Genomic DNA, 14512 nt, shown 5'->3' with positions numbered 1-14512 from the left:
GCAGGGTATGGGGCGAATTATCGCCAAAAGTCAGCGGCGGCAAAGTGAAGCAGGTCGCCCTGCAGGCAAAAAAAAACCTGCCGCAGCGGGCGGCAGGTTCTTTTCGATGCAATGGCGCGGATCAGCGCTTCATCGAACCGAAGAACTCGTCGTTGGACTTGGTGTTCTTCATCTTGTCGAGCAGGAATTCCATCGCGGCCATTTCATCCATCGGATGCAGCAGCTTGCGCAGGATCCAGATCTTCTGCAGCAGTTCCGGTTCGATCAGCAGGTCTTCGCGGCGGGTACCGGAACGGTTGATGTCGATGGCCGGGAACACGCGCTTTTCAGCGATACGACGGCTCAGGTGCACTTCGCTGTTGCCGGTGCCCTTGAACTCTTCGTAGATCACCTCGTCCATCTTCGAGCCGGTGTCGACCAGCGCGGTGGCGATGATGGTCAGGCTGCCGCCTTCTTCCACGTTGCGCGCGGCACCGAAGAAGCGCTTCGGGCGGTGCAGGGCGTTGGCGTCCACACCACCGGTCAGCACCTTGCCCGAGCTCGGCACCACGTTGTTGTAGGCGCGGGCCAGGCGGGTGATCGAGTCGAGCAGGATCACCACATCCTTCTTGTGCTCGACCAGGCGCTTGGCGCGCTCGATGACCATTTCGGCCACCTGCACGTGGCGCGCGGCCGGCTCGTCGAAGGTCGAGCTGATGACCTCGCCGCGCACGGTGCGCTGCATTTCGGTCACTTCTTCCGGGCGCTCGTCGATCAGCAGCACGATCAGGTGCACGTCCGGATGGTTGGTGGTGATGGCGGTGGCGACCTGCTGCATCATCATCGTCTTGCCGGCCTTGGGCTGCGACACGATGAGCGAGCGCTGGCCCTTGCCCTGCGGCGCCATCAGGTCGAGGATGCGGCCGGTGATGTCTTCCGACGAACCGTTGCCACGCTCAAGGGTGAAGCGGCGGCGCGGGAACAGTGCGGTCAGGTTCTCGAACAGCACCTTGTTCTTCGACGCTTCGATCGGCTCGCCGTTGATGGTGTCGACGATGTTCAGCGCGAAGTAGCGCTCGCCGTCCTTCGGGAAGCGGATGCGGCCGGAGATGTGGTCGCCGGTGCGCAGGTTGAAGCGGCGGATCTGGCTGGGCGAGATGTAGGTGTCGTCAGGGCCGGCCAGGTAGCTGGCTTCGGCCGCGCGCAGGAAACCGAAGCCATCCGGCAGGATTTCCAGCACACCATCGGCGGCGACGCCGTCACCGTGGCGGGTCAGCACCTTCAGCAGGGCGAAGATCACGTCCTGCTTGCGGGCACGGGCCACGCCTTCGGAGATCTGCAGCTGCTCGGCGATTTCCAGCAGCTTCTGTGCCGGCATGCGCTTGAGGTCGCTCAGCGAGTACACCGGGAAGCCCTCGGGCACGTTGGCGTGCGGGCGCGGCACGAACGGCTGCTGTTCGCCGCCGTCATTGGACATGCCATCGTCGCGGAAGCGGTTGTTGCGGTCACGGTCGCGGCGGTTGCGGAAGCGGTCGCGGCGGTTGCCCTGACCTTGCCCCTGGCCCTGCTGGCCGTTCTGGTTGTACGGGTTCTGGCCCTGGTTCTGGCCACCCCCCTGGTGATTCTGCTGCCGCGGCTGGCCGGATTCGCGGCCCTCGCCACCCTCGCCACCGCCACTGCTGGCAGGGGCCTCGGCGGCGGGCGCGCTCGGCGCAGGTGCTGCGGCCGGCGCCGGTGCTTCGGGCGCGGCGGCCAGCGGCAGGGTCGGCTGCGCCGGAGCGGCGCTGGTTTCTGCGGCTGCCGGGGCGGCGGCCTTGCTCACGCGGGGCTTGCGCACGCGCTTTTCGGCGGGCGCATCAGCGCTGCCGGTTTCGGAAGTGTTATCGGACAAGAGCGTTATTCCTCGCTTGACGGTGCGAGCGCCCGGCTGGGGCGGCGAACGTTGGGAATGGGTCTGGAAGAAACTGCGTCCAGAGGGTGCGGCACGCGAACGCGGCCGGATATGCCGACACTATCATCGGCCTGCGGCGCCATGCAAGGGTCGCCGGGAACAGCATTCATCATGGGCGTGGTGCGCCCGCCGGCAGCCGCGCTCGGCGGCTGCCGGAGACCGGCAGGATCAGGCCAAGGCCTTGTCCAGCAGGCCGGCCAGCTGGGCCTTGCCCACCGCACCGATCTGCTCGCCGACCTTCTCGCCATCCTTGAACACGACCAGGTACGGAATCGAACGCACGTGGTACTTCGCGGCCAGCGCACGGTTGTGGTCAACGTTGACCTTGGCGATCTTGGCGCGGCCCTGGTAGGCATCGGCCAGCTCGTCCAGCGCCGGGGCGATCATCTTGCAGGGGCCACACCACTCGGCCCAGAAATCGACCAGCACCGGTTCCTTGGAATTCAGCACTGCGCTATCAAAGTCGGCGTCGCCGACATGTACAACCTTGTCGCTCATCTTGGTTTCTCGTCTTGGATTGCACCCGGCGATGCCGGAGGTGGGTGAACTGGGCCTTGCCCGGTGGCGCGACCCTCGTCGTTGCCTCGCGGCGCACTGCCGCGGTGCGTTCGGCGGGATGCCTGGACGCTCACGGCCGGCAGTGTACCCCTATCGCGGGGCAGGGACAGGCGCCGTCTGGAACCCAGCGTATCGTGATCGCTTCGATGGCCGGTATGTGTCGGATTTCACTGTCTTCCTGAAGATGGGGCTGGCAGTGGGCGACACCAGCGCCCCCGTGCAGGCCGTTCAAGTCCGGTGTGGCTGGGTGAAGGTGACGTCTCTGGATGCCATGAGACGTCGCATTCCGGTTTGCCTGCCCGAGTGCGTTAAACTGGGACATTGTGCGGCGCACGGACCGAGGGGTCCCGGCCTGCCAACCCGCCGCAGGGGCCGCAGTTTGCGACGGTTCCCCTAGACGCTGAAGTGCCAGCCGCCCCAAGGGCCGGCGGCCATACCAAGACGGACTCATGAGCGACAAACCGCTGACCGATTTGACCTTCTCCTCCTTCGAGCTGCACCCGGCCCTGCAGGCCGGCCTTGAAGGAGCCGGATTCACCCGCTGCACCCCGATCCAGGCGCTGACCCTGCCGGTCGCGCTGCCCGGTGGTGATGTTGCCGGCCAGGCCCAGACCGGTACCGGCAAGACCCTGGCCTTCCTGGTCGCTGTCGTGAACCGCCTGCTGACCCGTCCGGCGCTGGCCGACCGCAAGCCGGAAGACCCCCGCGCCCTGATCCTCGCCCCGACCCGCGAACTGGCCATCCAGATCCACAAGGATGCGGTGAAGTTCGGTTCCGACCTGGGCCTGCGTTTCGCGCTGGTTTACGGTGGCGTGGATTACGACAAGCAGCGCGAGCTGCTGCAGCAGGGCGTGGACGTGATCATCGCCACCCCGGGCCGCCTGATCGACTACGTCAAGCAGCACAAGGTGGTTTCGCTGCATGCCTGCGAGATCTGCGTGCTGGACGAAGCCGACCGCATGTTCGACCTGGGCTTCATCAAGGACATCCGCTTCCTGCTGCGCCGCATGCCGGAACGCACCATCCGCCAGACCCTGCTGTTCAGCGCCACCCTCAGCCATCGCGTGCTGGAGCTGGCCTACGAGCACATGAACGAGCCGCAGAAGCTGGTGGTCGAAGCCGAGACCATCACCGCTGCCCGCGTGCGCCAGCGCATCTACTTCCCGGCCGACGACGAGAAGATCCCGCTGCTGCTGGGCCTGCTGTCGCGCAGCGAAGGCGCGCGGACCATGGTGTTCGTCAACACCAAGGTGTTCGTCGAGCGCGTTGCCCGCTCGCTGGAAAAGGCCGGCTACCGTGTCGGCGTGCTGTCCGGCGACGTGCCGCAGAAGAAGCGCGAGAGCCTGCTCAACCGCTTCCAGAAGGGCCAGCTGGAAATCCTGGTGGCCACCGACGTCGCCGCGCGCGGCCTGCACATCGACGGCATCAAGTACGTCTACAACTACGACCTGCCGTTCGATGCCGAAGACTACGTGCACCGCATCGGCCGTACCGCGCGCCTGGGTGAAGAAGGTGATGCGATCAGCTTCGCCTGCGAACGCTACGCGATGGGGCTGCCGGACATCGAGGCCTACATCGAGCAGAAGATTCCCTCCGAGCCGGTCACCAAGGAACTGCTGACCCCGCTGCCGCGCCCGGAACGCCCGGCCCCGGCTGCAGGCGAGGAAGGCGAGGACAACGAAAGCGTCGGCCAGATCTTCCGTGAAGCGCGCGAAGCCCGCGCCGCCGAGGAAGAGCGTCGGGGCGGTGGCCGCAGTGGCGGTCGTTCCGGCAGTGGTGGTGGTCGTGGTGGCCGTGACGGCGAGCGCAGCGGCGAACGCCGTTCGCGCGGCCCGCGCAAGCCGCGCGTGGAAGGCGAGCAGGGGGCTGCGGCCCCGGTCGCCGGTGCTGAAGGCGCCGCTGCCCAGGCCCCGCGTCCGCCGCGCCCGCCGCGCGCCGAAGGCGCACCGGAAGGTGCCGTGGATGGTGAACACAAGCCGCGCAAGCGCCGTCGTCGTCGCCATGGCCGTCCGGTCGAGGGTGCCGAGGGCGTGCAGGCCAACGCCGGCAACGGCGCGAGCCCGGTGACCCCGGTGCAGGTGGTGGCCAAGCCGGTGCGTACCGCCGCCGATACCGGCGATTCGTTCCTGACCCGCATCGGCCGCAAGATCCGGCGGATGCTGTCGGGCAACTAAGCCGCCGATGGTGCGTGCGGTCCTCAGTCCGCACTGAGCCGAGCATGGGCTCGGCTCTACAGCCCCCATGCCGCCCTGTAGAGCCGAGCCTACGCTCGGCTGCTCCTGCGGCTACCACCAATCGCCCCACCATCTCCACGCCGTCGCGCCGGTCCTGCATAATCGGGGCATGAGTGTCCTGCGCTTCGACAATGTCAGCAAACAGTACGCCGGTGGCCACGAGGCACTGACCGATGTCAGCTTCGAGGTCGCGCCGGGCGAGATGCTGTTCGTCACCGGCCATTCCGGTGCGGGTAAAAGTACGCTGCTCAAGTTGATCCACCTGGACGAGCGGCCCAGCCGTGGCGCGGTGGTGTTCGACGAGCGCAACCTGCTGAAGGTGCGCGGCGGCGACGTGCCGCGCCACCGACGCGCGGTGGGGGCGGTCTACCAGGACCACCGCCTGCTGATGGACCGCTCGATTGCCGAGAACGTGGCGCTGCCGCTGATCCTGCGTGGTACCCGCCGTGGCGACATCAACAAGCGCGTGCGTTCAGTGCTCGAGCGCATGGGCCTGGGCCATCGTGAGAAGGCACTGCCCTCGCAGCTGTCGGCCGGCGAGCAGCAGCGCGTCGGCATCGCCCGCGCCATCGTCGGCGAGCCCAAGCTGCTGGTGGCCGATGAGCCGACCGGCAATCTCGACCCGACCCTGGCAGCGGAGATCATGGCCCTGTTCGCCGAGCTGCCCTCGCGCGGCACCAGCGTGCTGGTGGTCAGCCACGACCTGCCGCTGCTGCGCCGCATGCGCAAGCGCGTATTGATCCTCGACCACGGCCGGCTGGTGGATGACATCTCGCCGCAGGACCTGGCGGAGTAACCGATGGCGAAGAACGAAAACAGCGAAGCCGCCGCCCCGTCGCGCGTGGGCGTCTGGTTCCAGCACCACGTGCACAGCGTGGTGTTCAGCCTGGGCCGCGCCTGCCGCAAGCCGTGGGCGACCCTGCTGACCGTGATGGTCATGGCGCTGGCCCTGGCGTTGCCGCTGGGGCTGTCGATCGCGCTGGACAACCTCAAGCAGTTCGCCGGCAGCGTGCAGCAGTCGCGCGACATCAACGTGTTCCTGAAGGGCAACATCGATGGTCCCGGTGCGCTTCGCCTGGCCGGCCAGCTGCGCGACCGCGATGACGTGGCCGAAGTGAATGTGCGCACACCCGAGCAGGGCCTGCAGGAACTGCGTGATGCCGGCCTCGGTGAGGCGATCGATGCGCTCAACGACAATCCGTTGCCCTCGCTGCTGGTGATCACCCCGGGCCAGGGCAAGGACGACGCACGCCTGGCGCGCGCGCTGGAAAGCCTGCCCGAGGCCGATCTGGTGCAGCACGATGCGCTGTGGCGCCAGCGCCTGGACGCCTGGCTGGCGTTCGGTGCACGTCTGGTGCAGGTGCTGTCGGTGCTGCTCGGCGTGGGCGCCGCGCTGGTGGTCGGCAACACCGTGCGCCTTGACATCCAGGCCCGTCGCGAAGAGATCGGCGTGCTGCAGCTGCTCGGCGCGAGCGATGGCTTCATCCGCCGCCCGTTCCTGTACCTGGGCGCGTGGTACGGGCTGGGCGCCGGCGCGGTAGCGCTGGCCCTGATCGGCGCCGCCGGTGCCGCCCTGCGCGTGCCGCTGGCCGAACTCTCGCGCAGCTACGGCAGCCCGTTCGTGCTGCATGGCCTGGACCTGCTGCACGGCGGCCTGGTCCTGGTCGGCACGCTGCTGCTGGGCTGGCTGGGCGCCTGGCTGGTGACCGGCCACTTCCTCCGCCAGACCCGTCCGACCGACACCTGAGACCGGCATGCAACCGCAAGCGCTGAAGCACCTTGAAGGGCCCGCGACGCGGGTGATGGTGGTCGATGGTTCGAAGCTGGTCCGCAAACTGATCGCCGATGTCCTGCAGCGTGACCTGCCGGGCGTGGAGGTGATCGGCTGCGACAGCATCGAGGATGCGCAGCAGGCGCTGGCGCAGGGCCCGGTGGACCTGGTGACGACCTCGCTGACCCTGCGCGATGGCGACGGCCTGGCGCTGGCGCGGATGGTGCGCGAAGCCGCCGGCCAGGCCTATGTGCCGGTGATCGTTGTGTCCGGCGATGCCCAGCAGCACCTGGAGCAGCGACGCTTCACCGAGTACGTCACCGACTATTTCGACAAGGCGCTGGGCCATGAGGCACTGGCGACCTTCATCCGTGGCTATGTGCAGCCGCAGACCATCCCCGGCGCCACCATCCTCTATATCGAAGACAGCCGCGTGGTGGCCGAGGCCACCAAGCGCATGCTCGAGCGCCAGCAGTTGAACGTACTGCACGTGGTCAGCGCCGAAGAGGCATTCACCCTGCTCACTGCCGAGTCGCTGGGCCGCAGCCGCCACCGCATCGACCTGGTGCTGACCGATGTCACCCTGAAGGGCGAACTGAGCGGGCGCGACGTGGTGCAGCGCGTGCGCGTGGACTTCGGTTACGGCAAGCGCCGCCTGCCGGTGCTGGTGATGACCGGTGATGGCAACCCGCACAACCAGACCGGGCTGCTGCAGTCCGGTGCCAATGACCTGGTGCTCAAGCCGATCGAAGAGCGGCTGCTGGTCACCAAGGTGTTGTTCCAGCTGCGCCTGGCCCGATTGAACGATGGACCCCTGATCCGATGATGGATGAAGTAGCCGACACCCCGACGATCCAGCTGGAACCGAGCTGGAAGCAGCATGTCGGCGATTACCTGCTGCAGCCGCAGATGCGCGAGCTGTCCAGCTTCCTGCGCCAGCGCAAGGCCAGTGGCGCGGCGGTGTTCCCGCCCGGCCCGCAGATCTTCGCCGCGTTCGACGCCACGCCGTTCGAGCAGGTGAAGGTGGTGATCCTCGGGCAGGACCCGTACCACGGCCGCGGCCAGGCGCATGGCCTGAGTTTCTCGGTGCCGCCGGGCGTGCCGGTGCCGCCGTCGCTGCTGAACATCTACAAGGAGATCGAGAGCGATCTCGGCATCCCGCGCCCGGACCACGGCTGCCTGATTCCGTGGGCGCAACGTGGGGTGCTGCTGCTCAATGCCGTGCTGACGGTGGAAGAGGGCAAGGCTGGTGCCCACCAGGGGCGTGGCTGGGAGGGCTTCACCGATCACGTGGTGGACGTGCTCAACCGCGAACGCGAAGGCCTGGTGTTCCTGCTGTGGGGCGCCTATGCGCAGCAGAAGGGCAAGGTCATCGACACCCGTCGCCATCGCGTGCTGAAGTCGCCGCACCCGTCGCCGCTGTCGGCCCATCGTGGCTTCCTCGGCTGCCGGCATTTCTCGATGGCCAACGAGTACCTGCAGCGCCGCGGCCAGGCCCCGATCGACTGGTCGCTGCCGCCGCGTTCGGCGCTCTGAGCACCGGCGGGCTGCTGGGCCTGAACATCGGGCAACGTCTCCGGGCCTGAATGGGCCTTCAGAACGGCCCGTTCAGCTCCGCTTGACTGAAATCGGCAGGTTTCTGCCAGGTAATTGCTTGAATTCCAAGGGATTGTGAATCCCGAAAAGCATGCTCGCCACTGTCATCAAATCGCGCTACGGTAGGGCTCTGTTTGGGACCAGTGTTGCATCAATAGGATGCTGGAACTTTTTCCTCCTTTAGCAGTCCAAATCCCGGACTGCTAAGATGGGTGCCTATGAGCCAGAACACCTCTACTGCCCTTGTGGCAAACAATCTCCCGATTCCCAGTGCGCTCGGTTCGCTGGACGCCTACATCGGTGCCGTGCACCAGATCCCGGTGCTGTCGGTCGATGACGAACAGGACCTGGCCCGTCGCTTCCGCGACGGCAACGATCTGGACGCCGCCCGCGAGCTGGTGCATTCGCACCTGCGCTTCGTGGTGCACGTGGCCCGCGGCTACAACGGCTACGGCCTCGCGCTGGGCGACCTGATCCAGGAAGGCAACATCGGCCTGATGAAGGCGGTCAAGCGCTTCGACCCGGACATGGGCGTGCGCCTGGTCTCCTTCGCCGTGCACTGGATCCGTGCCGAAATGCACGAGTTCATCCTGAAGAACTGGCGCATCGTGAAGGTCGCCACCACCAAGGCGCAGCGCAAGCTGTTCTTCAACCTGCGCAAGTCGAAGACGCGCCTGGGCTGGATGAACGCGGCGGAAGTGAGCGCGGTGGCCAAGGACCTGAACGTGTCCGAGCGCGAGGTCATGGAAATGGAGTCGCGCCTGTCCGGTCGCGATATCGGTTTCGATGCGCCGACCGACGAGGACAACGAGCACGCCCCGCCGTCGCCGGCTGCGTTCCTGGTTGCCGATGACGAAGACCCGTCGATGGCCTACGAGCGCGAGGACAGCGAAGACAACCAGATGCAGCTGCTGCGCGAAGGCCTGGCCGAACTGGATGCGCGTTCGCGCGACATCATCCGTCGTCGCTGGCTGGATGCCGACAGCAAGGTGACGCTGCAGGAACTGGCCGACGAGTACGGTGTGTCGGCTGAGCGCATCCGCCAGGTCGAGGCGAACGCGCTGAAGAAGATGAAGGCGCTGTTCACCGCGTAAGCGGGAAGGCGTCGCAATTGTGAAAGGCCCGGCAGCAGTGCCGGGCCTTTCTTGTCTGCGCGGATGCCCCCGCTCTGCTACACACTGCGGTCGGACGTCAAAGGCGGTGGCCTGTCAGCGGCGCAGCCCGTACAAGGAGTCCACGATGAGTTACGAGTACAGACTGGTGTTCGATCACACCTCAGCAGCGAAGCGCGTCATGGACGTACTGGCTGAGGACGCCAGCTGCGTAGGGCGTCAGGGGCCGGATCTCTGGTTGAAGGATCGAGCGCTGCATAATGGCGCGGACTACGATGTGGGGCTGACGTACGAAGGTGACTGCTCGCTGTGGTTGCAGATCCAGACCGGCTCCCCGTATCTGCATGCACGCCTGCAGGACGCGCTGGACGGCGCGTCTGTGGTCTGCCTGGAAGACGGTGATATCAGTGACGCCGTAACGCTGCGCACCGCATTTCGCATCCGGTGACAACGACCCGGCTGTGCCGGGTCGTTCCGTTCGGCCAGTAGATCCACGCCACGCGTGGATGCCTGATCTGCATTCACGCTTCGCGTGTGATCGCGCGCCAGCCGATGTCGGTGCGGTGGTACTCGTTTCACCGCATAAGCAGGAAGGCGTTGGAATGAAGAAAGGCCCGGCAGTGATGCCGGGTCTTTTTGTTTTTGGAGCACATCCACGCATGGCGTGGATCAATCCTGACGCCAGGGCGGCAGCTGCGCCGACCGGAGCATGCGCTGGTTGCTGACTTTCACGCCGTACCACTCGGTGGCACGGTATGATCATGTCACGTGTCTTCCGCACTCGAAGCTTCAACCGCAGTACACGACGTTCTTCACTGACCGATAGAGCCTTGTGCCACGCGGTGGTGGAAATGCGTCAAGGACTGATTGATGCAGATATAGGGGGCGGCCTTCTCAAAAAGCGAGTTGCGCTGCCGGGCCGCGGAAAGCGCGGTAGCGCCCGCGTTATTGTCGCAACTAAGGTGGGGCGCTACTGGTTCTTTCTCTTCTGCTACGAGAAGAACGCGCGCCCGACCATCAGTAGTGCGGAACGGGATGCCCTTCAGCTGTATGCGTCTGAGTTCTTGAGAATGTGCCCTGCACAGTTGGACAGGGCAGTTATCTGCGGAGAACTGCAGGAGATTTGCCATGACAAAGACGGTTGAACATAGACGTGCAAAGAGTGCGATCCTCGATGCGGTGCATGAAGGCGCGGCGGGCCTTTACGCCAGCGGCTTCATCGACAAGCGGCGCATGAGCATGTACGAGGCGCTTTGTCTGGAGCCTGTGCCCGAATACAGCAGCGCCCAGATCCGTGCACTTCGCACGTCGTTGGAACTTAGCCAGCCGGTGTTCGCAGGTGTGCTCAACACCAGCGTTTCGACGGTCCGTAGCTGGGAGCAGGGCGAGAAGAAGCCAAGCGGGCCGTCGCTGAAGCTTTTGAACCTGATCGACCGTAAGGGCCTGGACGCCGTTCTCTAGAGCAAAGGCCCGGCATTGCCGGGCCTCCCTCGTTGGTGAGATTCATCCACGCCACGCGTGGATGCCTGATCCACATTCACCCCTCGCGTGCGATCGCGCGCCAGCCGATGTCGGTGCGGTGGAACGCGTTGGCCCAGGTCACCTTGGCGACGCCGGCATAGGCATTGGCCTGCGCGTCGCGCACGCTGTCGCCCAGTGCCGCCACGCACAGCACGCGGCCACCGGCACTGACCACCTGGCCCTGCGCATCCAATGCCGTACCGGCATGGAACACCTTGGCGCTGGCCGGCACGTCGCCCAGGCCGGAAATCACGTCACCGGTGATCGGCGCTTCCGGGTAGGGCTTCGCGGCCAGCACCACGCCCAGTGACGGGCGCGCATCCCACTGCGCTTCTACCTGGTCCAGGCGGCCATCAATCGCCGCTTCGACCAGTTCGACCAGATCGGACTGCAGGCGCAGCATCACCGGCTGGGTTTCCGGATCGCCGAAGCGCACGTTGAATTCAATTACCTTCGGCGCGCCGCTGGCATCGATCATCAGGCCGGCGTAGAGGAAACCGGTGAACGGGATGCCGTCGGCGATCATGCCCTGCACGGTCGGGTTCACCACTTCGCGCATCACGCGTGCATGCACCTCCGGCGTCACTACCGGCGCTGGCGAGTACGCGCCCATGCCACCCGTGTTGGGGCCGGTGTCGCCGTCGCCGACGCGCTTGTGGTCCTGCGAGGTGGCCATCGGCAGCGCATGCACGCCGTCCACCATCGAAATGAAGCTGGCTTCCTCGCCATCGAGGAATTCCTCGATCACCACGCGGGCGCCGGCATCGCCGAACGCGTTGCCGGAGAGCATGTCACGCACCGCGTCTTCGGCCTCGGCCAACGTCATTGCGACGATCACGCCCTTGCCGGCGGCCAGGCCATCGGCCTTGACCACGATCGGTGCACCCTTCTCGCGGATGTAGGCCAGGGCAGCGTCCACGTCGGTGTGCACGGCATAGAACGCGGTGGGGATGTTGTGGCGGGCCAGGAAGTCCTTGGCGTAGGCCTTGCTGCCTTCCAGCTGCGCGGCGGCGGCGGTCGGCCCGAAGATGCGCAGGCCGGCGGCGCGGAAGCGGTCGACCACACCGGCCACCAGCGGTACTTCCGGGCCGACCACGGTCAACGCCACGCCTTCAGCCTGGGCCAGCGCCAGCAGGCCGTCGATATCGGTCACCTTCACCGCCACGTTGCGGCACTTGTCTTCGCTGGTGGTACCGGCGTTGCCGGGCGCCACGATCACGTCGGTGACACGGGAGGACTGGGCCAGCTTCCATGCCAGGGCGTGTTCGCGGCCGCCGGAGCCGATGACGAGGATCTTCATGGGACAGGGTTCTCGGATACGGAAAAGAAAAGCCGGGCAGGGCCCGGCTTGGTGATGCGGATCAGTGGCGGAAGTGGCGCACGCCGGTGAACACCATGGCCAGGCCATGTTCGTCGGCGGCGGCGATCACTTCGGCATCGCGCATCGAACCGCCCGGCTGGATAACCGCCTTGATGCCGGCGGCAGCGGCGGCATCGATGCCGTCGCGGAACGGGAAGAACGCATCGGAGGCCATCACCGAACCCTCGACCACCAGGTTCGCGTCGGCGGCCTTGATGCCGGCGATGCGGGCCGAGTACACGCGGCTCATCTGGCCGGCGCCGACACCGATGGTGCGGTTGTCCTTGGCGTAGACGATCGCGTTGGACTTCACGAACTTGGCTACCTTCCAGGCAAACAGCAGGTCGGTGAACTGCTTGTCGGTCGGCGCCAGCTTGCTGACCACCTTCAGCTCGTCGCGGGTCATGCCGCGGTTGTCTGACGACTGCAGCAGCAGGCCCGAGCCGACGCGCTTGCTGTCGAAGTTGTTCAGACCGTCGCCATGCGGGATGCGCAGCACGCGTACGTTGGCCTTCTTCTGCGCGTACTCCAGCGCGGCCGGCTCGTAGTCCGGGGCAATCAGCACCTCCACGAACTGGCGGTCCAGGATCACCTTGGCGGTGGCGGCGTCCAGCGGCGTGTTGAAGGCGATGATGCCGCCGAAGGCGCTGGTCGGGTCGGTGGCGTAGGCCAGCTCGTAGGCATCGCCGTTGCCGGCGCCGACGGCCACGCCGCACGGGTTGGCGTGCTTGACGATGACGCAGGCCGGCGCATCGAACTGGCGCACGCATTCCCACGCCGCATCGGCATCGGCCAGGTTGTTGTAGCTCAGCTCCTTGCCCTGCAGCTGCTGGAAGGTGGCCAGCGTGCCCGGGACCGGGTACAGGTCGCGGTAGAACGCGCCGCTCTGGTGCGGGTTCTCGCCGTAGCGCAGGTCCATCACCTTCACGAAGGTGGAGTTCATCTGCGCCGGGTATTCGGCACGGGCCGGCACGGCGGCGTCGGTGGCGGTGACCGCCGACAGGTAGTTGCTGATCGCCGCATCGTACTGGGCGACGCGGTTGAACGCGGCCACCGAGAACGCGAAGCGGGTGGCAGCCGTCAGCTGGCCGCTGTTGGCCTCCAGCGAGGCCAGCAGCTCGGGGTACTGCGACGGGTCGGTGGCCACTGCCACGCGGGCGAAGTTCTTGGCCGCCGAACGCAGCATGGCCGGGCCGCCGATGTCGATGTTCTCGACCGCGTCGGCCAGGGTGCAGTCGGCCTTGGCGGTGACCGATTCGAACGGATACAGGTTCAGCACCAGCAGGTCGATGGCGCCGATGCCGTGCTCGGCCATCACCGCGTCATCCAGGCCGGAGCGGCCCAGCAGGCCGCCGTGCACCATCGGGTGCAGGGTCTTGACCCGGCCGTCCATCATTTCCGGGAAACCGGTGACCTCGGCCACGTCCTTCACTGCCAGGCCCGCCTCGCGGATCGCCTTGGCGGTGCCGCCGGTGGACAGCAGCTCCACGCCGCGTGCCGCCAGCGCAGTGGCCAGCTCGACCAGACCGGTCTTGTCGGAAACGGAGAGGAGGGCCCGGCGGACGGGCAACAGATCAGCAGTCATGGGACGGAATCGGCAGCGGAGCGGGGCCGATATTGTAGGCGGTGGGGGCCGGTGGCGGGCGCTGGTGGTGGTAATCAACCCGCACCGATGGCCTGTGGCCGCCTTCAGCACCGTCTGGCCGGGGGGGCCGCAATCAATTCGATGGGGCGCGCTGCCCCAATCGGGTAGGCTGTGCGGGAACTGCCAAGGATCAGCGGGTTCGGATCGTGTCGATCTATGCATTGAAAGGACGTTTTCAGGACCTCCTGCGTCCGGCCGTACGCGGCCTGTACCGCGTGGGGATCACCGCCAATGCGGTGACCGTGGCCGCTGCCGTGGTCTCGCTGCTGGTGGCCGGCGCCGTCTGGTGCTGCGCGCCGGCCCAGCCATGGCTGTACCTGTTGCTGCCGCTGTGGATGCTGCTGCGCATGGCGCTCAACGCCGTGGACGGCATGCTGGCCCGCGAATTCGGCCAGCAGTCGCGGCTGGGTGCCTATCTGAACGAATTATGCGATGTGATCGCCGATGCGGCGCTGTACCTGAGCCTGCTCAGCGTGCCGGGCGTGCGCCCGGAGGCGCTGTGGCTGCTGGCCTGGACCGCGGCGCTGAGCGAATACGCCGGCGTGCTGGGGCTGATGGTCGGCGCCAGCCGCCGCTATGACGGCCCGATGGGCAAGAGCGACCGCGCCTTCGTGATCGGTGCGCTGGGCCTGCTGCTGGCGTTTGAGTGGGTTGGCGCGTTGACGGTCACGGGCGTGGCCGCGGCCATGGCGGTGCTGTGCGTGCTGACGATGGTCAACCGGGTCCGTCGGGGACTGCGGGAAACCGCAGTTTCGCCAAATTAATCAAGCAGATAGAAAAAGACA

14 protein-coding genes are annotated in these 14512 nt (G+C 66.5%); 10 read left to right on the top strand and 4 right to left on the bottom strand.

Features of this window, described 5'->3' with window-relative positions:
- Positions 1-121: 121 nt before the first annotated feature.
- On the bottom strand, positions 122-1870 hold the full coding sequence (gene rho / locus ACUDTM_RS10720) for a transcription termination factor Rho (RefSeq protein ID WP_053498291.1): 1749 nt from the start codon (positions 1868-1870) through the stop codon (positions 122-124).
- A gap of 228 nt (positions 1871-2098) precedes the next feature.
- Positions 2099-2428 carry a thioredoxin gene (trxA, locus tag ACUDTM_RS10715; RefSeq protein WP_005411275.1) on the bottom strand — a complete coding sequence of 110 codons (330 nt, stop codon included), beginning with the start codon at positions 2426-2428 and terminating at the stop codon, positions 2099-2101.
- Positions 2429-2937: 509 nt separating this feature from the next.
- On the opposite strand from trxA, the gene rhlB reads away from it, so the two are divergent.
- The 9 genes from rhlB to ACUDTM_RS10670 all read left to right on the top strand — a co-directional run bounded on the left by rhlB (position 2938) and on the right by ACUDTM_RS10670 (position 10662).
- A complete protein-coding gene (rhlB, locus tag ACUDTM_RS10710) occupies positions 2938-4662 on the top strand; it encodes an ATP-dependent RNA helicase RhlB (protein ID WP_072167299.1) in 1725 nt (574 codons plus the stop codon).
- 169 nt (positions 4663-4831) lie between these two features.
- On the top strand, positions 4832-5518 hold the full coding sequence (gene ftsE, locus ACUDTM_RS10705; RefSeq protein WP_005419728.1) for a cell division ATP-binding protein FtsE: 687 nt from the start codon (positions 4832-4834) through the stop codon (positions 5516-5518).
- Between the two features lie 3 nt (positions 5519-5521).
- Positions 5522-6469 (top strand): permease-like cell division protein FtsX, encoded by a 948-nt coding sequence (ftsX, locus tag ACUDTM_RS10700; RefSeq protein WP_005419726.1) that lies wholly within the window; start codon positions 5522-5524, stop codon positions 6467-6469.
- Between the two features lie 7 nt (positions 6470-6476).
- Complete coding sequence (locus ACUDTM_RS10695; protein WP_005411271.1) at positions 6477-7319, top strand: response regulator; 843 nt, start codon at positions 6477-6479, stop codon at positions 7317-7319.
- Complete coding sequence (gene ung / locus ACUDTM_RS10690) at positions 7316-8029, top strand: uracil-DNA glycosylase (RefSeq protein WP_088497438.1); 714 nt, start codon at positions 7316-7318, stop codon at positions 8027-8029. The genes ACUDTM_RS10695 and ung overlap by 4 nt, the downstream gene beginning before the upstream one ends.
- A gap of 278 nt (positions 8030-8307) precedes the next feature.
- Complete coding sequence (rpoH, locus tag ACUDTM_RS10685; protein ID WP_005411269.1) at positions 8308-9183, top strand: RNA polymerase sigma factor RpoH; 876 nt, start codon at positions 8308-8310, stop codon at positions 9181-9183.
- Between the two features lie 145 nt (positions 9184-9328).
- Positions 9329-9649 (top strand): hypothetical protein, encoded by a 321-nt coding sequence (locus ACUDTM_RS10680; protein ID WP_088497437.1) that lies wholly within the window; start codon positions 9329-9331, stop codon positions 9647-9649.
- 313 nt (positions 9650-9962) lie between these two features.
- Positions 9963-10346, top strand: a complete 384-nt coding sequence (locus tag ACUDTM_RS10675; RefSeq protein WP_227836824.1) for a type II toxin-antitoxin system RelE/ParE family toxin — start codon at positions 9963-9965, stop codon at positions 10344-10346.
- Complete coding sequence (locus ACUDTM_RS10670; protein WP_053461555.1) at positions 10330-10662, top strand: helix-turn-helix domain-containing protein; 333 nt, start codon at positions 10330-10332, stop codon at positions 10660-10662. The genes ACUDTM_RS10675 and ACUDTM_RS10670 overlap by 17 nt, the downstream gene beginning before the upstream one ends.
- Positions 10663-10738: 76 nt before the next feature.
- Here the strand turns inward: ACUDTM_RS10670 and purD are convergent, their stop codons facing one another.
- Both purD and purH read right to left on the bottom strand, forming a co-directional pair.
- On the bottom strand, positions 10739-12022 hold the full coding sequence (purD, locus tag ACUDTM_RS10665) for a phosphoribosylamine--glycine ligase (protein ID WP_445391303.1): 1284 nt from the start codon (positions 12020-12022) through the stop codon (positions 10739-10741).
- Between the two features lie 61 nt (positions 12023-12083).
- Entirely contained in the window at positions 12084-13667 is a 1584-nt protein-coding gene (gene purH / locus ACUDTM_RS10660) for a bifunctional phosphoribosylaminoimidazolecarboxamide formyltransferase/IMP cyclohydrolase (RefSeq protein ID WP_072167297.1), read from the bottom strand.
- A 206-nt stretch (positions 13668-13873) separates the two neighbouring features.
- Here purH and ACUDTM_RS10655 point away from each other — a divergent pair, with 206 nt between their 5' ends.
- Entirely contained in the window at positions 13874-14491 is a 618-nt protein-coding gene (locus ACUDTM_RS10655; protein ID WP_111008094.1) for a CDP-alcohol phosphatidyltransferase family protein, read from the top strand.
- Positions 14492-14512 lie beyond the last annotated feature (21 nt).

Source organism: Stenotrophomonas maltophilia group sp. vghtpe118 (assembly GCF_052605195.1).
This window is presented reverse-complemented; position numbering and strand designations above follow the sequence as displayed.